The following is a 25630-nucleotide window of genomic DNA, read 5'->3' on the forward strand; positions in this document are numbered from 1 at the left end:
CGATGCGCCTGACTGCTGGATCGCCCGCACGCCTCGGCGCAAGCTGGGACGGACGCGGCACCAACTTCGCGCTGTTCTCGGCCAATGCACAGAAGGTCGAGCTCTGCCTGTTCGACACGCAGGGCCGACGCGAGCTCGAGCGCATCGAATTGCCGGAAAGGACCGAGGACGTCTGGCACGGTTATCTCAACGACGTCTCGCCCGGCCAGCTCTACGGCTATCGCGTGCACGGCCCCTACGAGCCCGAGCACGGCCACCGCTTCAACGCCAACAAGCTGCTGCTCGATCCCTATGCCAAGCGGCTCGCCGGACGGCTGGTCTGGAGCGATGCGCATTTCGCCTACCGCACCGGCAGCCCGCGCGAGGACCTGTCCTTCGACCGGCGCGACAATGCGCGCGGCATGCCCAAGGCCGTCGTGGTCGACGAGACCTTCAACTGGGGCCGGCGCGAGATCCGCCCCAACATCGCCTGGGAAGATACGATCGTCTATGAGGCCCACGTCAAGGGCCTGACGCAGAAGCGCGACGACGTTCCGCCGAATTTGCGCGGCACCTATGGCGGCCTGTCCTCGCCGGCGATGATCGAGCATCTGAGGAAGCTTGGCGTCACCACGGTCGAGCTGCTGCCGATCCACAGTTTCGTCGACGACCGCATATTGGTGGAGAAGAAGCTCGCCAATTACTGGGGCTACAACACGCTGTCCTTCTTCGCGCCCGAGCCGCGCTACGCCCAGGACAACGCACTCGATTCCTTCCGCACCACGGTCGCGCGCCTGCACGATGCCGGCATCGAGGTGATGCTCGACGTCGTCTACAACCACACCGCCGAAGGCAATCACCTCGGCCCGACGCTGTGCTATCGCGGCATCGACAACGCCTCCTATTACTGGCTGAACCGCGAGAACCCGCGCTATTACGACGATTTCACCGGCTGCGGCTCGTCGGTGAACCTCACCCATCCGCGCGTGCTGCAGATGGTGATGGATTCCCTGCGCTACTGGGTCGAGGTCTGTCATGTCGACGGCTTCCGCTTCGACCTCGCCACGACGCTCGCGCGCGGGCCGAACGGATTTGATCGCGGCAGCTCGCTCCTGACCGCGATCCGGCAGGATCCGGTGCTGGCCGCCGTCAAGCTCGTCGCCGAGCCGTGGGACCTCGGGCTCGGCGGCTACCAGGTCGGCGCGTTCCCCTCGCAATGGTCGGAGTGGAATGACCGCTATCGCAGCGCCATGCGCCGCTACTGGAGCGGCGAAGGCAGCCTGATAGGCGACATCTCCAGCCGCATGACGGCATCGTCCGACCTGTTCAACCACGACGGCCGGCGGCCGCGCGCCAGCATCAACCACATCACCGTGCATGACGGTTTCACGCTGGCCGACCTCTTCAGCTACAACGAGAAGCACAACGAGGCCAATGGCGAGGACAATCGCGACGGCTCCAACGACAACCACAGCAACAATTGCGGTGTCGAAGGGCCGACCGACGATCCCGCGATTCTCGGCTTGCGCCGCCAGCTTCGCAAGAACGTGCTGGCCTGCCTGATGCTGGCGCAGGGCGTTCCCCTGCTTCTCGCCGGCGACGAGGTCGGCAATTCGCAATCCGGCAACAACAACGCCTATTGCCAGGACAACGAGGTCGGCTGGGTCGGCTGGGGCAATCTCGGCAAGGACGGCGACGACATGATCGATTTCGTCGCCGATCTCGCCGACATCCGCCGCCGCTTCTCGCAGCTTCGCAGCCATCGCTGGCTCGACGGCCGGCCCAAGGACGGCCTCTCCTACGGCGCGCTGTGGCTGACGCCTGCCGGGGAAGAAATGACGGAGAACGACTGGAAATTCCCGGAAGGGCGGTTCCTCTCCTATGTGATGGGGCCGATGGAACCGGGCGGGGCCGCGATCTTTATCGTACTGAACGCCGCCCCCGAAGAAATCGCATTCAAATTGCCCAAGATGACCGAATACAAGAGCTGGCAGCAGATCCTCAACACGACCGATGCCAAGCTGAACACCATCGACTTTCCGCCAGGGAGCGACAGCAAGGCACCGCCGCGCTCCGTGCTCGCCTTCGCGGGGGCGCCATGAGGCCATCCTTCGGCGCGAGGCCGACGAAGGACGGCGTGTCGTTCCGCCTGTGGGCGCCCGGCGCACGACGCGTCGATCTCCTGCTCGACCGAAGGCACGCGATGCAGCGCCGGCAGGACGGCTGGTATGTGGCCGAGATCGCCGGCCTGACCGCCGGCAGTCCCTACAAGTTTAGGATCGACGACGAGATCGACGTGCCCGATCCGGCCTCCGCTTTCCAACCCGAGGACGTGTTCGGCCCGAGCGAGGTGATCGATCATGACGCCTTCGCCTGGCGCGCGCGCGACTGGCGTGGCCGTCCATGGGAAGAGACGGTTCTGATCGAGAGCCATGTCGGCACCTTCACGCGGGAGGGTACCTACCGCGCCATGATCGACAGGCTCGATCATCTCACAGCGACTGGCATCACGGCGCTTGAACTGATGCCGCTGGCCGATTTCGCCGGCCGCCGTGGCTGGGGCTATGACGGCGTGTTGTGGTATGCGCCCGACAGCGCCTATGGCCGTCCCGAAGACCTGAAGACGCTGATCGACGAGGCGCATCTGCGCGGGCTGATGGTGTTCCTCGACGTCGTCTACAATCATTTCGGCCCCGAAGGGAATTACCTCGGCCGCTATGCGCCGAGCTTCTTCACCGACGCGCACACGCCCTGGGGCAACGCCATTGACTATCGCGTGCCGCAGGCGCGAGCCTTTGCGGTCGAGAATGCGCTGTCCTGGCTCAGCGACTATCGTTTCGACGGCCTGCGGCTCGATGCCGCCAACCACATCATGGCAATGCCCGGCGAGCCGTCGATGCTGCAAGACCTCAGCGTCGCCGCCGGCGAACTTGCCAAGGCCACGGGACGGCACATCCATCTCGTGCTGGAGAACGGCGACAACCGCGCCAGCCTGCTCGACGCCGCGCAGGAGCCGCCGAACGGCAAATATCGCGCGCAGTGGAACGACGACTATCACCACGTCTGGCATGTGATGCTGACCGGCGAGCTCGCCGGTTATTACGCCGACTACCAGACGCCGCGCATGGATCTCGCACGCGCGCTCGCCTCGGGCTTCGTCTACCAGGGCGAGATCTCGGAGTTCTGGGGCAAGAAGCCCCGCGGCGAGCCGAGCCGCGAGCTGCCGCCGGCGACCTTCGTCAACTTCCTGCAAAACCACGACCAGATCGGCAACCGTCCGCTCGGCGACCGGCTCGAAAGCCTGGCATCGCCACGGCAGATCGAAGCCGCGCTCGCGGTCACGCTGCTGGCGCCGATGGTGCCGATGCTGTTTCAGGGCGAGGAATGGGGCTCGAAGGTCCCCTTCCCATTCTTCTGCGACTTCCAGGGCGGGCTGGCCGACGCCGTGCGCAAGGGACGCAGGCAGGAATATGCCTGGGCTTACGAGAAATACGGCGACGAGGTGCCCGACCCGCTCGATCCGGCAACGCCATTGTCGGCCGTGCTCGATTGGAGCGGCCGAACGCCGGAGCAGGATGCGCGGCTTGCGCTGGTGCGTGACCTGCTCGCGCTCCGCCGCAAGGAGATCATGCCGCGACTGAAAGGCGCGAGCTTCGGCGACGCCGAGGCGGCCGACAGCGGCCTGCTCCGTGCGCATTGGCGCATGGGTGACGGCACGACGTTGCGTCTCCTCGCCAATCTCTCGGATCACGAGATCATTTCCACTGACAGCGCGGGCACGCCGATCTGGGGCGGCGCGGCCGGCGATCGGCTTCCGCCCTGGTCGGTGGTCTGGCGCCTCGGAGGTTGACATGCCTCCGGCCATTCCTCTCGCGACCTACCGGCTTCAGCTCACCGCCGATTTCGACTTCGACAAGGCTGCCGCGGTGGTGCCTTATCTCAAATCGCTCGGAATCACGCACCTCTATGCCTCGCCGGTGATGAAGGCGCGCAAGGGCTCGACGCACGGCTACGACACGGTCGATCACAGCCAGTTCAATCCGGAGCTCGGCGGCGAGGCCGGCTTTGCGCGGCTGAGCGAGGCTCTCAGGCAGAACGACCTCGGCCTCATCATCGACTTCGTGCCGAACCATGTCGGCGTGCACTTTGCCGACAATCCCTGGTGGCTGGACGTGCTGGAATGGGGACCGACTTCGCCGCACGCGGTCGCCTTCGATATCGACTGGGACCTGCTGCCCCACCGCGCCCGCGGCGGCGTGCTGCTGCCGATCCTCGGCTCGTCCTATGGCGAGGCGCTGGAGCGCGGCGACATCGAGCTGCGCTACGATGCCGGGGAAGGCAGCCTTTCTGCCTGGTATTTCGAGCATCGCCTGCCGATCGCCCCGGAGCGCTATGGCGAAATGCTGCGGATGTTCGTGAAGGAAGCCGATGCCGCCGAGACGGAGGCCGGCAAGCGCCTGCTCGCGCTCGCGGCCCGCTACACCGGCCTGCGCCGGCCCAACCGCAAGGAAGCCCCCGGCTTCAAGGCGGAGCTGAAGGAGATCGCGGGCGGGGCCGACATCATCGCGCGCGGCCTCGCCGCCTATCGTGCGGCCAAGGATCGTCCGGCGCAGACGCTGGCGCTGCATCATCTGCTGGAACGCCAGCACTACAAGCTCGGCCACTGGCGGCTCGCCTCCAGCGACATCAATTACCGCCGCTTCTTCGACGTCAACGGGCTCGCCGGCCTGCGCGTCGAGGACCCCGGCACGTTCGCTGCCACGCATCGGCTGGTGAAGCAGCTCGTTGCCGACGGCAAGCTGCACGGCATCCGTCTCGATCACGTCGACGGCCTGCGCGATCCCGCACAGTACTGCCAGCGGCTGCGCCGGCTGGTGCGCGACGCGCAAGGCAACACCAAGCCGTTCTACACCGTGATCGAAAAGATCCTGTGCGAGCACGAGCGCCTGCCGCATTTCGCCGGCGTCCAGGGCACCACCGGCTATGAGTGGATGAACGTCATCACGCAAGTGCTGGTCGACGCCAAGGGGCTGGAAGCGCTGGACGAGACCTGGCGGCAAGTCAGCAATCGCCCACCGCGGCTTGCACCTTACGTCAAGGAGGCCAAGCGGCGCGTGCTGGAGACGCTGCTCACCAGCGAATTCATCGTGCTGACGCGCCTGCTCGCGCGCATCGCCAACGGGCATTACTCGACCCGCGACTTCTCGGCCGACAGCCTGCGGCAGGCGCTCGAGCTCTACGTGCTGCATTTCCCGGTCTATCGTACCTATCTCACGACTAGCGCGCCGGCCGCGCACGATCGCAAGCTGATCGAGGACACCATCGCGCATGCCCGTGCCGAGTGGTTCGCCGCCGACGAGGGCATTTTCGACTTTCTGCGCGATGCCCTGACCATGGACCTGCTCAAGCCCGGCCGGCCCCCGCACAGTTCTCCACGCGTGCGCCGCTTCGCGCTGAAGGTGCAGCAATTCACCGGGCCGGTGATGGCGAAATCGCTGGAGGACACCGCGTTCTACCAATTCCACCGGCTGCTTGCGCTGAACGAGGTCGGTGGCGATCCCGCCAGCACCGGCCTTACCATTCCCGCCTTCCACGAGGCCATGCGAGCGCGCGCCAGGGAGTGGCCGCAGGGGATGACGGCAACCGCCACCCACGATACCAAGCGCGGCGAGGACGCCCGCGCCAGGATCGCAGCACTCAGCGAAATCCCCGGAGAATGGACCAGCGCAGTTTCACGCTGGAAGGTGCTGAACGCGCCGCACCTCGCACTCCACGGCAATCTGCGCGCGCCATCGGCAACGTTCGAATACATGCTCTACCAGACCCTGCTTGGCGCCTGGCCGCTTCAGAGCCCGGCGGATGCGGGTTTCGTCGAGCGCATCCAGGCCTACGCGCTGAAAGCCGCGCGCGAGGGCAAGGAAGAGACGAGCTGGCTCAATCCCCACGAGACCTACGAGACCGGACTACGAGACTTCGTCGCGAAGATCCTCGATCCTGCGCAGTCGCGCGAATTCCTGGAGGCGCTGCAAACCCTGGCGCGCCGCCTCGCGCTGCTCGGCGCGTTGAACTCGCTGAGCCAGCTCACCCTCAAGGCAACGCTGCCGGGCGTCCCGGACTTCTACCAGGGCACCGAATTCTGGGATCTGTCGCTGGTCGATCCCGACAACCGCCGTCCGGTGGATTTTTCCGCGCGGGATACGGCGCTGGGTTCGCTGTCCGGTCCGGATTGGAGCAGCCTGATCAAGGCCTGGCCGGACGGCCGCATCAAGCTGGCCTGGACGCGGCACCTTCTCAAGCTGCGCAACGAGCTCGCCGGCGTTTTTGCGCAAGGCGACTACCAGTCGCTGGAGGTGCGTGGCGCGCATGCCGATCATGTCATCGCTTTCACCCGTCGCCACGACCGCGCTGCGGCGATCGTGGTGGTTGGGCGGCTGTTCGCGCCATTCACGCAAGGCGGCCGGGAATGGCCCGCACTCGAAGGTTTTGACGCCACCATCGACATCACCGGCTACACCGCGCCGGGACTTGCGGGCAACGAACTGCCGGTCGCGCAGGCTTTCCGCGATTTTCCTGCGGCCGTCATCGAGGCCCGCACAGCGGGCGCCATCAAGCCTGCGCGGCAGCGCGTGCGCGCCTGAAACTCACTTTCCCTCGTCCTTGGTCAGCAGCAACTGCCCGCGCTTGCGGATGGTCGCCTGCGCCATCTCGGCAAAGCGCTGCAACAGCCAGGGCAGCACGACCTGGACCTTGACCTGGTCGTCGGCGACGTCGATCTGGCCGGTGGCAACCTGCCCGAGCGCACGGATGCGAAAACTCATGCTGTCGCCGCTCCAGCGCTCCTCCTCGACCTGCATCACGGGAATGCTCGCCGCCGCGCGGCCAAGCCCGGTCTTGAGCCGGCGCACCGCTTCCTCGCGGCCGAGACGATGCGGAATGGAAACGACAAGCGGTGCTGACATGGCCTTGCCCTGCGCTGATTGAATCTCACTTCACATGCCGGCCCGAGCGGCAAAGGTTCCATGCAACTTGCACCTGTCGCCCCGTTTCACAACCGGAACTTTAAAACCTGCGGCAAGTTGCCCCCGCACGAGGGACAGGTGCAAACGACCCTTTCAACAAAGGGCTGGAGGAGACTAGCATGTCTATCGGTACGATCATTCTGATCATTTTGGTCATCGCCCTGCTCGGCGGCTTCAGCGGCATCGGCGGCGGACCGTTCTACGGTACCGGCTATTACGGCGGCGGCGGCCTCGGGCTCGTCATCGTCATTCTGCTGATCCTGCTGTTGCTGGGACGGATCTAGCCACTAACGTCGTAGGGTGGGCAAAGGCGCGATGCGCCGTGCCCACCCCTTCGTCGCGATGGAAAAAGATGGTGGGCACGCTTCGCTTTGCCCACCCTACTTCACTACTACTTCATCTTCCCCGCCAGCTTCTTCATCGCGGCCTTGATCGACGCGGCCGCATCGTCATAGCCCTCCCACGCTTTCGAACGCGCCAGCAGCCCCGGCACCGTCCGCACGGTATATCGCTTCGGATCGAGATCGCCCTTCACCTGCGCCCATGTCACCGGCATCGACACGGTTGCGCCTTCGCGGGCGCGGGGCGATAGCGGCGCCACCGCCGTCGACAGGCGATCGTTGCGCAGATAGTCCAGAAAGATCTTTCCGTTGCGCAGCTTCTTGGACATGTTGAGCAGATAGCGCTCGGGATCGTCATCCGCCATCCACTGGCAGACACCTTGCGCGAACGCCTTGGCCTCCTTCCAGCTGACCTTGTCGCGCGCGCCGTGGAGCAACGGCACCACCACGTGAATGCCCTTGCCGCCGGTGGTCTTGCAGAAGCTGTCCATGCCGACGTCGGTGAGCCGCTGCCGCATCTCCTTCGCGGCCTCGACGACATCGGCGAATTCGACGTCCGGCGCGGGATCGAGATCGAACACCAGCCGTCCCGGCGTATCATAGGCGTCAGGGGCACAGTTCCAGGGATGCAGCTCGAGGCCGCCGATCTGCGCGACCGCGGCAAGTCCCTCGACGCGATCGATCTGCAAATACGGCTTGCGATCGCCGGAAACCTTGGCGAGCTCGAGCAGGTTCGAGGTGCCCTGCATGGCATGGCGCTGGAAGAATGTCTCGCCGCCGATGCCGTCGGGCGCGCGCAGGATCGAGCAGGGGCGCCCCTTCAGGTGCGCGATCATCCAGCCGCCGACCGCCTCGAAATAGCGCGCAAGATCAAGCTTCGTAACGCCCTCGCCGTCGCCGCCATCCGGCCACAGCTCCTTGTCCGGCTTCGAGATCACGACGCCCATGACCTCGGCGGCTGCATCTTTCTTCTTTCCGGGCTTCACCGGGGCGCGCTTTCCGGCAGAAGGCCTGGCGAGCTCAGTATCGGCGGGCGTTTCCGCCTCGACCTCCTCGGCCGGCTTGTCCTGCCGCAGCCCCTTGAAAGCGGCCTGACGAATGTTGCCGTCGGCGGTGAAGCCGGCGAACTCGATTTCGGCGACGAGTTCAGGCTTCAGCCAGTGCACGTCCCGCGTCTTCTTCGGCGCGTTCTTGCCGCCGAACGGGCTGTCGTTCGACGCCGCCTCCTTCAGGAGCGGCATGATGCGCTTGACCTTATCGGCGCCAAAGCCTGTACCGACCATGCCGACGAAGGCGAGGTGATCGCCACGATGCACACCGGCCATCAGCGAGCGGAATTTCCCCGCCGTCGTCTTCCAGCCGCCGATCACGACCTCATGGCCGGCCCGGCATTTGGCTTTGGTCCAGCTCTCCGTCCGCCCCGACCGGTACGGCGCGTCCAGCTTCTTCGATACGATGCCTTCGAGTTCGAGCTTGCAGGCCGATTGCAGAACGGCGTCGCCGCCGCTCTCGAAATGCTCGACATAGCGGATCTGGTTCGATTTCTGCCTGCGCGCCTCCAGCAGCTCCTTGAGCCACGCCTTGCGCTCCCCGAGCGGAAGGCGACGATAGTCGTGGCCTTCGGCGAACAGGAGATCGAAGGCAAAGAAGGTGAGGTCCTCGGTCTTGCCATCCGACAGCGCGGCCTGGAGCGAAGAGAAGTTCGGCGCGCCGTTGTGGTCGAGCGCGACGATCTCGCCGTCGATCATGGCCTCCGGCAGCGCGGTCGCCTCCTTCGCAATGGAGGCGAACTTGTCGGTCCAGTCGAGACCCTTGCGAGTCTTCAGCGTCGCCTTGCCGTCCTCGATGCGGAGCTGCACGCGGTAGCCGTCGAACTTGATCTCGTGGCACCAGCCGTCGCCGGCCGGCGGATGCTCGACCGGCGTGCAGAGCTGCGGCGCAACGAAATCCGGCATCTCCGAGACCGTTTTGGCATTCGTAGCGGTCGTGGCTCTCTTCCTTGGGGCCTTGTTTACGACCTTGCCGCCCTTCAACGCCGCGCGTGGCGCCGGCGCGACGGTCCGCCCCTTCGTCTCCTCGACGCGGTTGGACTGCCACACCGCATCGGCCTTGCTCTTGGTACCCTTCGCCAGCATGAACGGCCTTGGCGCGCGGCCCTTGCCTTCGGCGATCTGCGCCATTGCGCGGCCGGAGGCGACCGACTTGTCCTCGGCAAGGATGTCCTCGCCCTCGCGGGCATATTCGTCGCGATGCTTCATCAGCAGCCAGTTGGTACGCTTGCCGCCATCGCGATCATTGCGCATGCGGACCAGCACCCAGCTTCCGTGCAGCTTCTCGCCGTGCAGCGTGAACTTCAGGTCGCCTTTCTTGAAGCCGCGCTCGGGGTCCTCGGCCTCCCAGGTGCCGCGGTCCCACAACATGACCGTGCCGCCGCCATATTGGCCTTCCGGAATCGTTCCTTCGAAATCGCCATAGTCGAGCGGATGGTCCTCGACCTCGACCGCCAGCCGCTTGTCGTGCGGATCGAGCGAGGGCCCCTTCGTCACCGCCCAGGACTTGAAGACGCCGTCGAACTCGAGCCGGAAATCATAATGCAGCCGGGTGGCGTCATGCTTCTGGATCACGAAGCGCCGCTGTTTCGAGGAGGCTACCGCGGCCTCGCCGGAGGGCTCGGGCGTCTTCTCGAAGTCCCGCTTCTGTCGATAGGTGGAGAGTTTTCGCAGCACGACCGGTCCCGCATCACTTTCGGCTTCAAGCCTATCACGGCAAAAGTCCCAGCCGGAACCAAAACCCGACGGGCCGGTTGGAGTTCCAAAATGCCTTGAAAACGCTGGAGAATGGAATGGCCCCCCGCGCCTATTGGAAGGGAACGTTGAAGCTGTCGCTGGTCAGTTGCCCGGTCGTGCTCTATCCCGCAACGACCGCCGCCGAGAAGACCCGGTTTCACATGATCAACCGCGAGACCGGCAATCGCCTCAAGCAGCAAATGATCGATTCGGAAACCGGCGACGTCGTCGAGGATGGCGAGAAGGCCCGCGGCTACGAGCTGCGCAAGGGCAAATATGTCGAGATCGAGAAGGAGGAGCTCGAGGCGGTCCAGATCGAGAGCAGCCACGCCATCGATATCGAGAGCTTCGTCCCCCGGGACGAGATCGACAGGCGCTATCTCAATCACCCCTATTACGTCGCCCCTGACGGCAAGGCCGCGCTCGACGCCTTCACCGTGATCCGCGACGCCATGAAGGACGCCGAACGCGTGGCGCTCGCAAAAATCGTGCTTACCAACCGCGAGCACATCATCGCGATCGAGCCGCTCGGCAAGGGCCTGCTCGGCACCACGCTGCGCTTCCCTTACGAGCTCCGCGACGAGGACCAGTTCTTCGACGACATCAAGAGCCCGAAGATCACCAAGGACATGGTCGAGCTCGCCGGTCACATCCTGCACACCAAGGCTGCGCATTTCGATCCGAGCAAGTTCAAGGACGAATACGAGACCGCGCTGAAGGCGCTGGTGAAGCGGAAGGCGAGCGGCAAGACAATCGAGCCGCCGGAGCCGGAGGAGCGGCCGAGCAATGTCGTCAGCCTGATGGATGCACTGAAGCAGAGCCTGAAGGGGCGCGGCGGAGGACGGACGTCGGCCAAACCGCATGGGCGGCGGACGACAGGACGAGGACGAGCCGCGAAGAAGGTGCACCGGTCGACGGCGCGACAGAGGAAGGCGGGTTAGCATGTCATTCCGGGGCGATGCGAAGCATCGAGCCCGGAATCCAGCGTGACGAGCGTGACTGGCGCAGAAATGGATTCCGGGCCCGCGCCAAGAGGCGCGTCCCGGAATGACAACCGGACCTAATCCCCCGCCTTCAGGCGGTACCCGATCCCCGTCTCCGTCAGCACATATTGCGGACGTTCCGGATCGGCTTCGATCTTCTGGCGGAGCTGGCGGACATAGACGCGCAGATATTGCGCATCGGTCAGTTCGTCCCATAGCTCCTTGAGCAGGAAGCGGTGGGTCAGCACTTTGCCGGCGTGCTGGACCAGCACGCGCAGGAGATCGTACTCCTTCGGCGACAATTTCACCTCGCGCTCGCCGACCTTGACGATGCGACGGACGAGATCAACAGAGAGGTCGCCGGTGCGAAACACCGGGCGCTCGCCCTGAACCTGGAGCTGGTGCCGCAGCGCGGCGCGAAGACGCGCCAACAGCTCGTCCATGCCGAACGGCTTGGTCAAATAGTCGTCGGCGCCGAGATCGAGCGCCTGCACCTTGCCGGCCTCGTCGCCCCGGCTCGACAGCACCACGATCGGCACGGCCTCGTTGCGGGCGCGGATCGTGCGGAGCAGCTCGTGCCCCTGGATGTCGGGCAGGCCGAGGTCGAGGATGATCAGTGCCGGCTCCTCGGCGAGCTTTTCCAGCGCAATCTTGCCGTTTGACGCTTCCAGGATCTCATAGCCCTGCGTCGTCAGTCCCATCCGCAGCAATTTGCGGATCGGGGGTTCGTCGTCGATGACCAGAACCTTGATCGGGGCGGCACTCATGCGGCGGTGTCCAATGCGTGGGTCTGTGCCGGAACGGGCAGACGGATGGTGAGGACCGCGCCGCTCCGGTCGCTGCGGTTGGCGGCCGAGATCGTGCCGTGCATTGCCTCGACGAAGCCACGGGAAATGGCGAGGCCGAGCCCGGTGCCGGGACGGACGTGATCGCCCTTCTGCACGCGATAGAACTTGTCGAATACGCTCTCGACCTCGTCCGGCGGAATACCGCTCCCCTCGTCGGCGATCTGGAGCACCACTTGATCTCGCTCGCGCTGGCTCTTGATGGAGATCGTCGTCTCTGCCGGCGAATACTTCGCGGCGTTGTCGAGCAGGTTGAACAGCACCTGCTCGAACAGCACGGCGTCGAGCTGGAGCATCGGCAGATCGGCGGCCAGCGCCAGCTCCACCTTGTGTGCGGTCAGGATCTTGGCTGCCCGCCGGAGCGCGCTGCCGACGATCTCGCCGAGATCGTGCAACGCTGTGTTGGGCACGATGGCGCCGGATTCGAGTTTCGTCATGTCGAGCAGATTGGCGATGAAACGGTTGAGCCGCTCGGATTCGTCGATCACGGTCGCCAGCAGGTCGCGCTTCTCGGTGTCGGACAGCGCGCCGGCCAGATCGCGCATGGTGGAGGCCGCCCCCAACACGGAGGCGAGCGGCGTCTTGAGGTCATGCGAGATCGAGGTCAGCAGCGCCGAGCGCAGCCGCTCGGATTCGACGGTGCGCTTGACGCGGTCCATGTCCTCGACCAGCAGCACGCGCTCGATCGCGAGCGCGCCCTGGTCGACCAGCGCATCGAACAGCCGGCGCTGGTCCGGCGTCAGCAGCGGGCCGGTGCGATCGTTGTCGATGCCGATCACCCCGATCGGGCCGCGTCCCGTGCGCATCGGCAGGAACAGGCGTTTTGCACCCGGCAGCGTATCCGAGCCGCGGCCGGCGGGTCGATCGTTGCTCCAGGCCCAGTTGGCGGCGGCTAGGTCGGCCTGGTCGATCTGGTCCTCGGGCGGATAGCCGGACTTCACCGTGAGGAGCCCTTCCTCCGGCAGCAGCAGGACCACGCGAACCTTCAGCATCAGGGCGGTCTGATAGGCGGTTGCCCAGAGCACGTCGTCCAGCGTGCCGGTGCCCGTGAGCTTGCGGCTGAACGCATATAGCTGTTCGGTGGTCCTGATGCGGCCGATCGCGGTGTCGGCCTGGCTCCGCACCCGCCCCGCAACGTTCGACACCACAAACGCAATCAGCATGAAGAAGAAGAACGCCGCAACGTTGGTTGGATCGGTGATGGTGAAGGTGTAGACCGGCGGCAGGAAGAAAAAGTTATACGCCAGCGACGCCGCGACGCTCGCGAGCAGCGACGGCCACAACCCATAGCGGACGGCCACGGCAACCACCGCGGTCAGAAACATCAGGTCGACGTTCTCTATGCCGAAATACGGCTTGATGGCCACCGCTGCGGCCAGGCCGAGCGCGGTGATCCCGAGCGCCTTCAGATAAGGAAGCACATCGAACGGCTCGGACCGTGCCGCGGTCTGCACCGCAGTCTTCGGCGCCGGCTCGTTCGCGAGCTCGTCACCGGGAATGACGTGAACGCTGATATTGCCGGCACTCCGCACGAGATCATGCACGACGGAGCCGCGCGTCAATTCGAACCACCGCGAGCGCGTCGATTTCCCGATCACGATCTGTGTGACGTTGTTGCCTTGTGCGAAATTGACGACGTCGTCGGCGATGCGGCGGCCGACGGCGGGAATGGTCAGCGCCTCGCCGCCGAGGGATTCCGCCAGCCGCAGCGTGTCCGCGAGCCGGTCGCGCTCGTCGTCGGAAAGCTGGAGCGAGCGCCGGGTCTCGATCGAGATCGCGGTGAACGGCGCGTGCAGACGGTCGGCCAGCCGCTTGGTGTACCGCACGAGGCCAGCGGCGCGCGGATCCTCGCTGACGCAGACGAGAATTCGCTCGCCCGCGGCCCAGGGACCGGCGATGGCGTTCGCCTGCATGTGGGTGAGAAGCTGTTCGTCGACCCGCTCGGCCGTCCGGCGCAGCGCGAGCTCGCGCAGCGCGGTGAGATTGCCCGGCGAGAAGTAGTGCTCCAGCGCCCGCTCGGCCTGCTTCGGGACGTAGACCTTGCCCTCCCTCAGCCGCTGGATCAGATCGTCGGGCGTGAGGTCGATCAGCTCGATCGCATCGGCGCGGTCGAAGATCGAATCCGGCACCGTCTCGCGCACCCGGACATGGGTGATCTGGGCGACGACGTCGTTCAGGCTCTCGATGTGCTGGATGTTGACCGCAGTATAGACGTCGATGCCGTGGGAGAGCAGCTCTTCGACGTCGAGATAGCGCTTGGGATGGCGGCTGCCGGCGGCGTTGGTGTGGGCGAGCTCGTCGACGAGCGCGATTTGCGGCCGGCGCGCGATCACGGCATCGAGGTCCATCTCCTCGATCGTCTGGCCGCGGTAGTCGAGCCTCTTGCGCGGGACCACTTCGAGCCCCCGCACCAGTGCCTCGGTCTCGGCGCGGCCATGGGTCTCGACGAATCCGACCACGACGTCGATGCCGGCCTTGCGCTTGGCATGGGCGCTTTGCAGCATCTCGTAGGTCTTGCCGACGCCCGGCGCGGCGCCAACGAAAATCTTCAGCTTACCGCTCGCGCTTTCCTCCCGGCGCGCGGCTTCGAGCAGCGCCTCGGGGGACGGACGTTGTTCGGGATCGCGGCGCTGCTGAACCATCAGGCCAATATAATCATCCTGATATTCCCGGCCTAGAGCGCTACTTCGCGGACGCACGATCCAGAGCGAGGTTCAGGGCAAGAACGTTAACCCGGGGTTCGCCGAGCAGGCCGAGCAGACGGCCCTGGGTGTTGGAGGCAACAAGCTGCCTGAGCTGATCCTCCGATATTTTCCGCGCCTTGGCCACGCGGGGCACCTGGAACTGCGCCGCTTCCGGGGAAATGTCGGGGTCGAGCCCGCTCGCCGAGGTGGTGACGAGGTCGACCGGCACAGCGGCGTTCGGGTTCTCGGCCTTCAGCTTGTCCACATCCTCCTTGAGCCGGTCGGCCAGCGCCTTGCTGGTCGGGCCGAGATTGGAGCCGCCCGAGTTGGCGGCGTTGTAGGGAGCCGGCACGGTCTTGGTTGAATCATTCGGGTCCGGCGCCAGTGTCGCCGAGGGGCGGCCGTGGAAGTACTTGTCGTCCTTGAACTCCTGCCCGATCAGGGCGGAGCCGACCACCTTGCCATCCTTCTCGATCAGGCTGCCTTGCGCCTGCGCGGGGAAGATTGCACCGGCAATGGCGGTCATGGCGAGCGGATAGGCCAGGCCCGTGATGGCGGTGAGCACCAGCAGGAGGACGATGGCGGGGCGGATTTCTCTGAGCATGTGTTTTCTCCTATTTCTCCGTCATTGCGAGCGAAGCGAAGCAATCCAGACGCTAGACCCTCACCCTGAGGAGCCGCGCTTGCGCGGCGTCTCGAAGGGCGAGGCCACCAGCCGGGGCCTTCATCCTTCGAGACGCCCGTTCCGCGCTCCTCAGGATGAGGGACTGGCAGTCCCGATCGCCTCGTCACTTGCGTTGACATTTCAAGCCAGGTGCAAGGCAACAACGACGAGGTCGATCGCCTTGATGCCGATGAAGGGAATGACGATGCCGCCAAGCCCATAGATCAGCAGGTTGCGGCGGAGCAACGCGCCGGCTCCGACCGCGCGGTAGGCGACGCCCTTCAGCGCGAGCGGGATCAGCGCGATGATGACAAGCGCGTTGAAGATGATCGCCGACAGGATGGCGCTCTGCGGGCTCGACAGGTTCATGACGTTGAGCACGTTGAGCTGCGGGTAGAACGCCAAGAACATCGCCGGGATGATCGCAAAGTATTTTGCGACGTCGTTGGCGATCGAGAAGGTCGTCAGCGCGCCGCGCGTCATCAGGAGCTGCTTCCCGATCTCGACCACCTCGATCAGCTTGGTCGGGTTGGAGTCGAGGTCGACCATGTTGCCGGCCTCGCGGGCGGCCTGGGTGCCGGTGTTCATGGCGACGCCGACATCGGCCTGCGCGAGCGCCGGCGCGTCATTGGTGCCGTCGCCGCACATCGCAACCAGCTTGCCCTTGGCCTGCTCGTCACGGATCAGCTTGAGCTTGTCCTCGGGGGTTGCCTGCGCCAGGAAGTCGTCGACGCCGGCCTCCGCCGCGATCGCCGCCGCCGTCATCGGATTGTCGCCGGTGATCATGATGGTGCGGATGCCCATGCGGCGCAGCTCGGCAAAGCGCTCGCGGATGCCGCCCTTGACGATATCCTTGAGCTGGATGACGCCGAGCAGCTTGCCGTCCCTGGCGACCGCAAGCGGAGTACCGCCCGCCTTGGCAATGTCGTCCGCAATGGCCTGGACCTCGCGTCCGAGATCCAACAGCGCCGCCGGCTGGATGGCCCGGGCTGTGTTGCCGGAAGCAACCGCCAGCGGCGCGCCGCCACCGACATAGTTCAGCATGGCATCGACCGCGCCCTTGCGCACCGACGAGCCGCCGGCATCGACGCCGCTCATGCGGGTCTGCGCCGTGAACGGAATGAAAGTGGCCCCCAGCTCGGCCATGTCGCGGCCGCGAATGCCATACTTCTCCTTCGCCAGCACGACGATGGAACGGCCCTCCGGCGTCTCGTCGGCGAGCGAGGCGAGCTGGGCTGCGTCCGCCAGTTCCTGCTCGGTCACGCCGCGCACCGGACGGAACGCCGTGGCCTGGCGATTGCCGAGCGTGATCGTTCCGGTCTTGTCGAGCAGCAGCGTGTCGACGTCGCCGGCCGCCTCGACGGCGCGACCGGACATCGCCAGCACGTTGAAGCGCACCAGGCGGTCCATGCCCGCAATGCCGATCGCCGACAGCAGTGCACCGATCGTGGTCGGGATCAGCGTCACGAACAGCGCGACCAGAACGACTACCGAGATCGAGCCGCCGGCATAGGCCGCATAGCTCGGGATGGTGACGGTGGCGAACACGAAGATGATGGTGAGGCCGGCAAGCAGGATGTTGAGCGCGATCTCGTTCGGCGTCTTCTGCCGCTCGGCGCCCTCGACCAGCTTGATCATGCGATCGATGAAGGTCGAGCCCTGCGCGGCCGTGATGCGGACGCGGATCCAGTCGGACAGCACCTGCGTGCCGCCGGTGACCGCCGAGCGGTCACCGCCGGACTCGCGAATGACGGGCGCGGATTCGCCGGTGATGGCGGCCTCGTTGACGGAGGCAACGCCCTCGATCACCTCTCCGTCGGAGGGAATGGTGTCGCCTGCTTCGACCAGCACGATATCGCCGACCTTCAGGCTGGTGCCCGGCACCAGCTTGAAGGCCTGGCCCGCGCCGGTGAGCAGCTTGGCCTGGCTCTCGGTGCGGGTCTTGCGCAGCGACTCGGCCTGCGCCTTGCCGCGGCCTTCGGCGACCGCTTCGGCAAAGTTCGCAAACAGCACGGTGAACCAGAGCCAGAGGATGATCTGGAAGGTGAAGCCGAGATTCGCGCCACCCGTGGCAAGGTCGCGCAGGAAGATCACGGTGGTGAGCGCGGCCACGATCTCGACCACAAACATCACGGGGTTCTTCACCATGAGCCGTGGGTTGAGCTTGGTGAAGGAGGCGCGGATCGCGGGCATCACGATCCTGGGATCGAGCATCGCCGACACGGCGGCACGTTTTTGCAGTTTCATCGTATCCATGGAGGTCACTCCAAACCAATCGGTAGATTGTCGATCAGAAGACTTGTCCGGCGTTCATCGCGAGGTGCTCGACGATGGGGCCGAGTGCGAGGGCCGGGAAGAACGTCAAGCCGCCAATGATCAGGATGACGCCGACGACGAGGCCGACGAACAGCCCGCCCGTGGTCGGGAAGGTGCCCGCCGACGGCGGGATCGATTTCTTGGCGGCGAGCGAGCCCGCGATCGCCATCGCCGGAACGATCATGAAGAAGCGACCGACGAACATCGCGCTTGCCAGCGTGAGGTTGTAGAAGAGGGTGTTGCCGGTCAGGCCCGCGAAGGCCGAGCCGTTGTTGCCGGTCGCCGACGTGAAGGCATAGAGCACCTCGGTGAAGCCGTGCGGGCCGGCATTCGCCATGGAGGCGACCGCCGCCGGATAGACCACGCCGACCGCGGTCCAGCCGAGATACATCAGCGGCAGCACCAGGATCGCGAGCATCGCCATCTTGACCTCGCGCGCCTCGATCTTCTTGCCGACATATTCCGGCGTGCGGCCGACCATCAGGCCGGCCACGAAGATCGCGAGCACGACGAACAGCAGCATGCCGTAAAGGCCTGCGCCGACGCCGCCGACGATGATCTCGCCGAGCTGCATGTTGATCAGCGGAATCATGCCGCCGAGCGCGGTAAAGCTGTCATGCATGGCGTTGACCGCACCGCAGGAGGCGGCGGTGGTGATGACGGCAAACAGCGAGGACGCGACGATGCCGAAGCGGACTTCCTTGCCTTCCATGTTGCCGCCGGTCAGGCCCAGCGCGCGCATGATCGAGGTGCCGTTGGCTTCCGCCCAGTAGGTGACGGCGACGCCTGCGACGAACAGCACGCCCATCACGGCGAGGATCGCCCAGCCCTGGCGCTGGTTGCCGACCATCCGGCCGAACACATTGGTCAGCGCGGCCCCGAGCGCGAAGATCGACAGCATCTGCACGAAGTTCGACAGCGCGGTCGGGTTCTCGAAGGGATGCGCGGCGTTGGCGTTGAAGAAGCCGCCGCCATTGGTGCCGAGCATCTTGATCGCGACCTGCGAGGCGACCGGACCGACCGCGATGGTCTGCTTGGCGCCTTCGAGCGTGGTGGCCTCGACGTAGTCGCCGAGCGTCTGCGGCATGCCCTGCCAGACCAGGAACAGCGCGTAGACGACGCAGATCGGCAGCAGCACGTAGAGCGTACAGCGCGTCACGTCGACCCAGAAATTGCCGACCGTGCGCACCGAGGCGCGCGAGAAGCCGCGGATCAGCGCCACCGCGAGCGCGATGCCGGTGGCCGCCGACAGGAAGTTCTGGTGCGTCAGGCCGAGCATCTGCACGAGATAGGACAGCGTGCTCTCGCCGCCGTAGTTCTGCCAGTTGGTGTTGGTGATGAAGGAGATCGCGGTATTGAAGGAGAGATCCTGCGCAACCGCCGACTGCCCGGCCGGATTGAACGGCAGCACGGCCTGGAGCCGCATCACCCCGTAGATGATCAGGAAGCCGCCGACATGGAACAGCAGCATGGCGACCGTGTAGGTCAGCCAGTGCTGCTCGCGCTTCTCGTCGACGCCGGAGAACCAGTAGATGCCGGCCTCGATGGGACGCAGCACCGGCGACAGAAACGTCCGTTCGCCGTTGAACACGCGCGTCATGTACCAGCCGAGCGGCTTGGTCAGCGCGACGATGATCGCGCAAAAAAGAATGATCTGGAGCCAACCGATCACAGTCATGGCATTAACCCTTCAGGCTTTGTGTCCGGCGCAAGAGCGGCAGGAGCAGCGCGAGCAGGCCCGCGACGAGCGCAGCGTCGGCCAGCAGCAATTCGACAAGCAGCAGCACGGGTCAGAACCGCTCGGGCCGCAGCAGCGCGTAGGTGAGATAGGCCAGCAGGCCGAACGAGACGGCACCGGCGAGCGCATAATCGAAGATCATGGTGTGCTCCGTCACAGCCGTTCACAGGCGTAGGTGTAACCGATCGCAAGGGCAAAGAAGACGAAACCCAGCGCCAGCATCAGAATGTCCATCATGGGAATTCTCCTCGTTGCGCCCTTGTTTCCGACGCAACCGCTTCTCAGACGTCCGGCGGGCGCGGGTGAGGAAACACAACGGATTTCCGCGGCACCAGCCGGAACTTTTGACCGTGCTGAAGTGCCAGCGCGGGCATAGGTTTTCGAGATGAGCGCTATGGCGACGTTATAGGAATCTCATAAAGGCGCAGAAACTCCGGGACGACGGCGGAGGGTGCGTCACGCATTGCGTCCCCGCCCCCCGCACTTATGAAATCCCTATATCTCTCGCCCGATCCCCATCTCGTTTTCAAATGCCGCTTTGGCCATCTTGGAGACGCCGGCCGACTGACCGACGCCAACTCCGGGAGGCCTGACATGACCGCCGCTCTCCGACGCCTCGACCCACCCTCTCTCAGCCGGCGGCTTCGCGCGGCACCGGCAATGACACGGCCGCTGATGCACGACGTCATCGATCACGCCTGCCGGCGCATCCCCTCGCTCGGCGAGAGCGAACGCACCACGCGCATCATGCGCCTGATCGACGTTGAAGCCTGGGCCGACGCTGCGCTGGCGCTGATCGAGCTCGAGCTGCCGCTATGGCAGGTCCGCCGCATCGCCTATGACGAGGGCGAGTGGCACTGCGCGCTCTCGCGCGAGCGCGAGCTGCCGGACTGGCTGGACGCTGCGGTCGAGGCACGCCACGCCGATCTCGCGCTGGCCTTGCTGTCGGCGTTCGTCGAGGTCCGGGCATTGGCCGTGGACGTGTCGCGGCCGAGCGTTCCCTCCGTTCGCCCTGCGCCGGATCCGCTTTACGAGCCGATCGGCTGCGAGAATTTCGGCTAGAGCAGCCTGACGGGTTCACACCTTGTCACAAGCTCCGGACATGCCGCACATGCCGAGCCCGGCGCGCGTGATTGCACGCTTCGCCGTCCGCATCGCGCTGCTCGCCGCCTTTGCCGCATTCGGCAGCGTCGGTTTTGGCCGAAGCCTTGCCGTTCTGCTCTGGATGTCGATCATCCTCTGCGCGCTCGCCGGCCTCGTCAGGCGCGAGGCGCTGTTCGGCCCTGCGCTCAATCATTGGGACGAGGCTGCCGCCTTCGGCGCGCTGTTCGCGCTGGTCCACATTGCCAATGATGTAGCCTGAGCGGTCGGCTTTATGACCTTCCTATGAGATCGCCGCGCACCCGCCCTCGAAATCATATTCGCGAGACAGGATATTGAGCGCGCAGGCAGGCACAAACATCCCGCGCCGGCGTCGTTCAGAAGGAATACATCCGTGAAATTCGTCGAACCTCCCTCGTGCAGCTCCACCTCAACCATCGTCCTCATCGGCCGCAACCGTCGGGGACAATGGGTGGCGCAGGAGCAGAACGGCCTCTATGGCGGCCTGTTCGTCAGCCGTGCCCAGGCCGTCAAGTATGCGCTGTTCGAGAACGGACAGCACCCTGAGACCATCGTCGAGCTGCCGCGCGAGATCGAGCTCGACATGGGCAAGAGCCCCAGCGCCAACATCTCGCAACGCGCCGCCTAAGCCGGCGCCATCAGGCGAAGCACCATGTTCATTCCTCCCTCTGCCTGGTTCACCGGCTTCATTCCGGACCTGCCGACGCCGTTCGATGCGGCGGACGCAATCGATCTCAAGGCGTTGGCCGCGCTCTGCGAGCGCCAGGTCGCGGCTGGCGTCCCTGCGATCGTGGTCTGCGAGACCGCCGGTGAGGCGCCGACGCTCTCCCCGGCCGAGCAGGAGCTGGTCATTCGCGCCGCGGTGGACGTCGCCCGCGGCCGGGTGCGGATCATCGCCGGCGCGATGTCGAACGCGACCAGTCAGGCCATCGCGCTCGCGCGGCGCGCGGAGGCCGCCGGCGCCGATGCCGTGATGGCGGTGGTGCCGGCCTACAACAAGCCGATGCAGGAGGGCATGCTCGCGCATTTCCGGGCCATCGCCGGTGCGACCGGCTTGCCCGTGATCCTGCACGATATTCCCTCCCGCACGCTGCGCCCGCTTGCCGATGAGACGCTGGTGCGTCTCGTCGAATCCCGCCAATTCGTCGGCCTGCGCGACGGAAGCTGCGACATCACCCGTCCGATGCGCCTCGCCCGGCTGCTCCCGGCCGGCTTTCGCCTGCTTTCCGGCGACGACGTCACCGCCTTCGGCTACATCGCGAGCGGCGGCGACGGCGCGATCTCCGAGGTCGCCAACATCGCGCCGGATCTCTGCCGCATGATCTTCTCGCAGGTCAGGCAGGGACGCCTGCAATCGGCACGTTACCTGCACAGGCGCCTCATTCCGCTCATCACCTGTCTCTCCAAGGACAGCCCGGCCGCGCTCAAGGGCGCTCTCGGCGTGCTGGGTCTGATGTCACCGGCGACAAGGCTGCCGATCGTGCCGCTGGGCGTCGCCGCACAGGCGGAGGTCGCAAGAGCCTTCGCTGCGATCGCCGACGAGGAGCTGATCGACAGCGTCGGAGCGTAGGCCCCGGGCACTTATGACATTCCTATGCGGCGGCCTCGGCGATCATCTCGAAATCCTACCCAGCGATGGCCATCATGGAAGACAGATTGGAGTGGCCGTCTCGCCGCACCACAGACAAGGACTTCCATGATGTCGATGCTGACACATAGCCTTGATCGGCCCTTTGATGGAACCGAACGGCTGCGGATCGCGAAGGAGCGCAAGGCCCAGCTCAAGCGCTTCGCCCTGCGCGCACTGACCGTGCTTTCGATGGGCAGCGTGCTCACTGCGCTCATCGCGCTGAGGACGGCAATCTATGTCTGGCATCTCCACGCCTGACCAGCGGAGCGGACATCATGACTTTGCAGATGTGTGAGGAGGCCGCCATGGCCGCGATCGCCCTTCAAGCCCTCCATCGCCGACCGACATCGGCGGCCGGAAGCTATCCTTCCACGGCGCTCAGGCCGCTCGATCCGGACGTCATCAGCGCCTCGATTCCAGCCTTCTTCATCGGTCGCAACAAGGCCGGGCTCTGGGTCGCGCGCGAGGCATGCGGACGCGTCGGCGGCGTGTTCCTGTTCAAGAGCTCGGCGGTGGATTTCGCCAACCGTCAGAGCGCGCCGGCGCGGTGCGCGCTGGTGTTTCCTGCCGAGACCTTCGAGCTCGACATCGAGAACCGCGGCAATCCCCTGATCGTGCTGGTGGAAGGAGCCAAGCGGCTTCTTTCGCGCGTCGTAGCGAGGCGGCGGACATGATCGAGCTCAAGATCGCGATCCTGGTTGCGTTGATGGGGGCATTGCTGCTCGGCATGCGCATCGGCGCTGCGCCCGCCCCGGACAAATAGCGTGCAACTCCTCAAGGGAAATCTCGAGCACGCGGTCACCACGACGATCCTGACCATGACGCTGAGCCTGGTCTGGGGCGCGATCCTGACGATCGTGATCACGCTCGTCGCGCGGGGACTCGGCGTCTAGCCCTCACCTCTCCGCTTCCGCCTCGATCAGGCGCGCCAGTTCCGCCGCCGTGACCTCGATCGGCCGCCGCTGAGCGTGAATTGACCATGGCTGCCTGCGAGGCAAGCAGCCGTGCCCGCAAGGAGGTCGCGATGCCGGCTTGAGGCCAGGTATCCCGCGGAAAATACCCGGCCGATCTGGCGCAATTTCACGGAACCGTGTAGATCGGTTTCATGAGCACAAGCAGCGTCAATGTCGTCGCCCACCCTCTGGTCCAGCACAAGCTCTCCCTGATGCGGGAGAAGGACCGCTCGACCAAGAGCTTTCGCGAGATTCTGAACGAGATCGGGATGCTGCTCGGCTACGAGGTAACGCGCGACCTGCCGCTGGAGCTGGTCGAGATCGAGACGCCGATCGCATCGATGCAGGCGCCGAAGATCGCCGGCAAGAAGCTCACGCTGGCGCCGATCCTGCGCGCCGGCGTCGGCTTCCTCGACGGCATGCTGGCGCTGATGCCCTCGGCGCGCATCGCCCATATCGGGCTCTACCGCGACCCCGAAACATTGCAGGCCGTGGAATATTACTTCAAGGCGCCGCAGGACCTGTCCGACCGCACCGTGATCCTGATGGACCCGATGCTGGCGACCGGCAACTCGGCCTGCGCCGGCGCGTCCCTGCTCAAGAACCGTGGCGCCCGCGACATCCGCTTCGTCTGCCTCCTGGCCGCGCCCGAGGGCATCGCGCAGTTCCAGAGCGAACATCCCGACGTGCCGATCTGGACCGCTGCGATCGACGAGCGGCTCAACGACCACGGCTATATCGTGCCGGGCCTGGGCGATGCCGGCGACCGGATGTTCGGCACCAAGTAGACAGTTTTGCGCGATCGGGTTACTCCGGGGCGCATGAGCCCCAACGAATTTTCGCTGCAATCGCTGACCCGGATCGAGACCTTCGCCGATCCCGCCTTCGTGTTCGACGGCACGCCGGTCTCGCGCGCGGAATTCTCGGAGAAGATCGAGCAGACCGCCGCCTGGCTTGCGGCCCAAGGTGTAAGCAAGGGCGACGTCGTCGCGGTCTGGCTGGTCAACCGGATCGAATGGGTCGCGCTGCTGTTTGCCGCCGCCCGCCTCGGCGCGATCGTCGCCGCCGTCAATACGCGCTACCGTAGCGCGGAGGTCGCCCATCTGCTCCGCTTGTCCGGTGCAAAGCTGATGGTGGTCGAGGCCGCGTTCCGCTCGATCGACTTTGCCGCCATCCTCGCCGATATCGCCAAGGATGAGGTGCCCGCGCTGCGACAGCTTGCGGTGGTCGACGCGGATGCGATCCCGGCGCACTGGCCCTGTGTGCGGTTCGATGCGTTCGACAAGTCCTATCCGCCGGCCTCGCCCGCCCAGGATGACGTCGACCTGCCCGTGCTGCTCTACACCACGTCAGGCACGACCAGGGGGCCAAAGCTGGTCGCGCATTCGCAGCGAACGCTGGCCGCGCACGCCGCCTCCATCGCCGCGGCGCTCAAGCTCTCGCCGCAACGTCATGCGCTGCTGGCCATGCTGCCGTTCTGCGGCACTTTCGGCATGACGAGCCTGCTCGGCTTCATCGCGGCGGGCGCGACCATTCACGTGCTCGACGCCTTCGAAGCCGCGCCGGCGCTGAAGATCCTCGGCGAGCACGAGATCACGCACGCCTTCGGCTCCGACGAGATGTTTCGCCGCATCCTCGCCCTCACCGACCTGGCCCATCCGTTCCCCCGTGCCGAGGTGTTCGGCTTCGCCGCGTTCCAGCCCGGCTGGCGCGAGCTTGCCGCGGAGGCCGAGGCGCGCGGCATGCCGCTCTACGGCCTCTACGGTTCGAGCGAGGTGCAGGCCCTGTTCTCGATCGGCCGCGCAAGCGACGCCTTCACCGACCGGATCGAGGGCGGCGGCCGGCCGATGTCGCCGGAAGCCAAGGTCCGCGTGCGCGACACCGAGACCGGCGAACTCGCGGTCCCCGGCGTCTCCGGCGAGATCGAGATCAGTGCACCGTCACGCTTCCTCGGCTACTTCAACAATCCCGACGCGACGCGCGATGCGATCACCGCGGACGGCTTCTTCCGTACCGGCGATATCGGCCGGCTGCGCGGCGACGGCTCCTTCGTCTACGAGACCCGCGCGGGCGACGCCATGCGGCTCGGTGGCTTCCTTGTCGCGCCCGGCGAGATCGAGGACGAGCTCAAGGCCTGCACAGGTGTTGCCGATGCCCAGGTCGTCGCGGTCGATCTGAAGGGAAACGCCCGCTGCGTCGCCTTCGTGATCCCGGCCCAAGAACCCCACCATGAGCCGCCGCAGCAGGACGCGCTGATCGCGCGCCTGCGCGAGCGGCTTGCCGGCTACAAGGTTCCGGCGCGGATCTATGTCGTGGAGGCCTTCCCCGTCACCGACAGCGCCAACGGCGTCAAGATCCAGCGCGCAAGACTCCGCGCCATGGCGATGGACCGGATCGCTGCCGAACAGGCTCCGCTTCGTTAAGATAGCTCCCGAGATTCATGCTGAGGAATCCAGGACATCGCCGAATAGGACGCGGTGAGCTGCGCCTGGTAGGTCGAGAGCTGCGCGGTGACGTCGACGCCAGGGATGTCATCCGACAGCGTCGCGGCAAATGGCCCTCGCTTCAGC

Annotated in this window: 22 protein-coding genes and 1 pseudogene; 14 read left to right on the forward strand and 9 right to left on the reverse strand. The window is 65.7% G+C overall.

All coding sequences use genetic code 11. The features are described from left to right. Positions 1–2 precede the first annotated feature (2 nt). From glgX to treY, 3 genes are read left to right on the forward strand one after another with little or no spacing between them, the layout of a single operon-like run. The gene (gene glgX / locus A3M7_RS0128055) at positions 3–2081 is read left to right on the forward strand and encodes a glycogen debranching protein GlgX (protein WP_027546907.1); all 2079 of its coding nucleotides are present in this window, start codon (positions 3–5) and stop codon (positions 2079–2081) included. Continuing rightward, entirely contained in the window at positions 2078–3829 is a 1752-nt protein-coding gene (gene treZ / locus A3M7_RS0128060) for a malto-oligosyltrehalose trehalohydrolase (RefSeq protein ID WP_027546908.1), read from the forward strand. The genes glgX and treZ overlap by 4 nt, the downstream gene beginning before the upstream one ends. A gap of 1 nt (position 3830) precedes the next feature. Beyond that, entirely contained in the window at positions 3831–6617 is a 2787-nt protein-coding gene (treY, locus tag A3M7_RS0128065) for a malto-oligosyltrehalose synthase (protein ID WP_027546909.1), read from the forward strand. A 3-nt stretch (positions 6618–6620) separates the two neighbouring features. On the opposite strand, the gene A3M7_RS0128070 is transcribed toward treY, so the two are convergent. After that, positions 6621–6938, reverse strand: a complete 318-nt coding sequence (locus tag A3M7_RS0128070; protein ID WP_027546910.1) for a polyhydroxyalkanoic acid system family protein — start codon at positions 6936–6938, stop codon at positions 6621–6623. 179 nt (positions 6939–7117) lie between these two features. On the opposite strand from A3M7_RS0128070, the gene A3M7_RS47260 reads away from it, so the two are divergent. Further along, complete coding sequence (locus A3M7_RS47260; protein ID WP_007595743.1) at positions 7118–7282, forward strand: DUF3309 family protein; 165 nt, start codon at positions 7118–7120, stop codon at positions 7280–7282. A 107-nt stretch (positions 7283–7389) separates the two neighbouring features. On the opposite strand, the gene ligD is transcribed toward A3M7_RS47260, so the two are convergent. After that, positions 7390–10065, reverse strand: a complete 2676-nt coding sequence (ligD, locus tag A3M7_RS0128080; protein ID WP_027546911.1) for a DNA ligase D — start codon at positions 10063–10065, stop codon at positions 7390–7392. Positions 10066–10181: 116 nt separating this feature from the next. Here ligD and A3M7_RS0128085 point away from each other — a divergent pair, with 116 nt between their 5' ends. Continuing rightward, positions 10182–11066, forward strand: a complete 885-nt coding sequence (locus tag A3M7_RS0128085; RefSeq protein WP_027546912.1) for a Ku protein — start codon at positions 10182–10184, stop codon at positions 11064–11066. A gap of 119 nt (positions 11067–11185) precedes the next feature. Here A3M7_RS0128085 and A3M7_RS0128090 read toward each other — a convergent pair whose 3' ends face one another. From A3M7_RS0128090 to A3M7_RS45045, 6 genes are all read right to left on the reverse strand, one after another. After that, complete coding sequence (locus A3M7_RS0128090; RefSeq protein ID WP_027546913.1) at positions 11186–11875, reverse strand: response regulator; 690 nt, start codon at positions 11873–11875, stop codon at positions 11186–11188. Beyond that, positions 11872–14595, reverse strand: a complete 2724-nt coding sequence (locus A3M7_RS0128095) for a sensor histidine kinase KdpD (protein WP_027546914.1) — start codon at positions 14593–14595, stop codon at positions 11872–11874. The genes A3M7_RS0128090 and A3M7_RS0128095 overlap by 4 nt, the downstream gene beginning before the upstream one ends. A 40-nt stretch (positions 14596–14635) precedes the next feature. Further along, positions 14636–15241: a K(+)-transporting ATPase subunit C gene (locus A3M7_RS0128100; protein ID WP_027546915.1), complete on the reverse strand. Its 606-nt coding sequence runs from the start codon at positions 15239–15241 to the stop codon at positions 14636–14638. A 201-nt stretch (positions 15242–15442) separates the two neighbouring features. Next, positions 15443–17557 carry a potassium-transporting ATPase subunit KdpB gene (kdpB, locus tag A3M7_RS0128105; RefSeq protein ID WP_027546916.1) on the reverse strand — a complete coding sequence of 705 codons (2115 nt, stop codon included), beginning with the start codon at positions 17555–17557 and terminating at the stop codon, positions 15443–15445. Between the two features lie 34 nt (positions 17558–17591). Beyond that, on the reverse strand, positions 17592–19295 hold the full coding sequence (gene kdpA, locus A3M7_RS0128110) for a potassium-transporting ATPase subunit KdpA (RefSeq protein ID WP_027546917.1): 1704 nt from the start codon (positions 19293–19295) through the stop codon (positions 17592–17594). Positions 19296–19407: 112 nt separating this feature from the next. Further along, the gene (locus A3M7_RS45045; RefSeq protein ID WP_049823729.1) at positions 19408–19497 is read right to left on the reverse strand and encodes a K(+)-transporting ATPase subunit F; all 90 of its coding nucleotides are present in this window, start codon (positions 19495–19497) and stop codon (positions 19408–19410) included. A 452-nt stretch (positions 19498–19949) separates the two neighbouring features. On the opposite strand from A3M7_RS45045, the gene A3M7_RS0128130 reads away from it, so the two are divergent. The 9 genes from A3M7_RS0128130 (at position 19950) to A3M7_RS0128175 (ending at position 25483) form a co-directional block, all read left to right on the forward strand. Beyond that, positions 19950–20417 carry a hypothetical protein gene (locus tag A3M7_RS0128130; RefSeq protein ID WP_027546918.1) on the forward strand — a complete coding sequence of 156 codons (468 nt, stop codon included), beginning with the start codon at positions 19950–19952 and terminating at the stop codon, positions 20415–20417. A 40-nt stretch (positions 20418–20457) separates the two neighbouring features. Continuing rightward, the gene (locus A3M7_RS0128135; RefSeq protein ID WP_049823725.1) at positions 20458–20718 is read left to right on the forward strand and encodes a hypothetical protein; all 261 of its coding nucleotides are present in this window, start codon (positions 20458–20460) and stop codon (positions 20716–20718) included. Between the two features lie 132 nt (positions 20719–20850). Then, the gene (locus tag A3M7_RS0128140; protein WP_027546920.1) at positions 20851–21105 is read left to right on the forward strand and encodes a hypothetical protein; all 255 of its coding nucleotides are present in this window, start codon (positions 20851–20853) and stop codon (positions 21103–21105) included. Between the two features lie 24 nt (positions 21106–21129). After that, complete coding sequence (gene dapA, locus A3M7_RS0128145; RefSeq protein WP_027546921.1) at positions 21130–22047, forward strand: 4-hydroxy-tetrahydrodipicolinate synthase; 918 nt, start codon at positions 21130–21132, stop codon at positions 22045–22047. A 126-nt stretch (positions 22048–22173) separates the two neighbouring features. Continuing rightward, entirely contained in the window at positions 22174–22365 is a 192-nt protein-coding gene (locus A3M7_RS0128150; protein ID WP_245284336.1) for a hypothetical protein, read from the forward strand. Between the two features lie 17 nt (positions 22366–22382). Continuing rightward, positions 22383–22781, forward strand: a complete 399-nt coding sequence (locus tag A3M7_RS0128155; protein WP_027546923.1) for a hypothetical protein — start codon at positions 22383–22385, stop codon at positions 22779–22781. Positions 22782–22871: 90 nt separating this feature from the next. Next, a complete protein-coding gene (locus A3M7_RS51090) occupies positions 22872–23000 on the forward strand; it encodes a hypothetical protein (RefSeq protein ID WP_256374891.1) in 129 nt (42 codons plus the stop codon). Positions 23001–23212: 212 nt separating this feature from the next. After that, the gene (upp, locus tag A3M7_RS0128170) at positions 23213–23848 is read left to right on the forward strand and encodes a uracil phosphoribosyltransferase (protein WP_027546924.1); all 636 of its coding nucleotides are present in this window, start codon (positions 23213–23215) and stop codon (positions 23846–23848) included. Positions 23849–23881: 33 nt separating this feature from the next. Then, entirely contained in the window at positions 23882–25483 is a 1602-nt protein-coding gene (locus tag A3M7_RS0128175) for an AMP-binding protein (protein ID WP_027546925.1), read from the forward strand. Here the strand turns inward: A3M7_RS0128175 and flgL are convergent. Further along, positions 25482–25614 (reverse strand): annotated as a pseudogene (flgL, locus tag A3M7_RS50710) (flagellar hook-associated protein FlgL); the annotation flags it as partial. The gene A3M7_RS0128175 and the pseudogene flgL overlap by 2 nt on opposite strands. Positions 25615–25630 lie beyond the last annotated feature (16 nt).

Source organism: Bradyrhizobium sp. WSM2254 (assembly GCF_000472645.1).
GTDB lineage: Bacteria > Pseudomonadota > Alphaproteobacteria > Rhizobiales > Xanthobacteraceae > Bradyrhizobium > Bradyrhizobium niftali.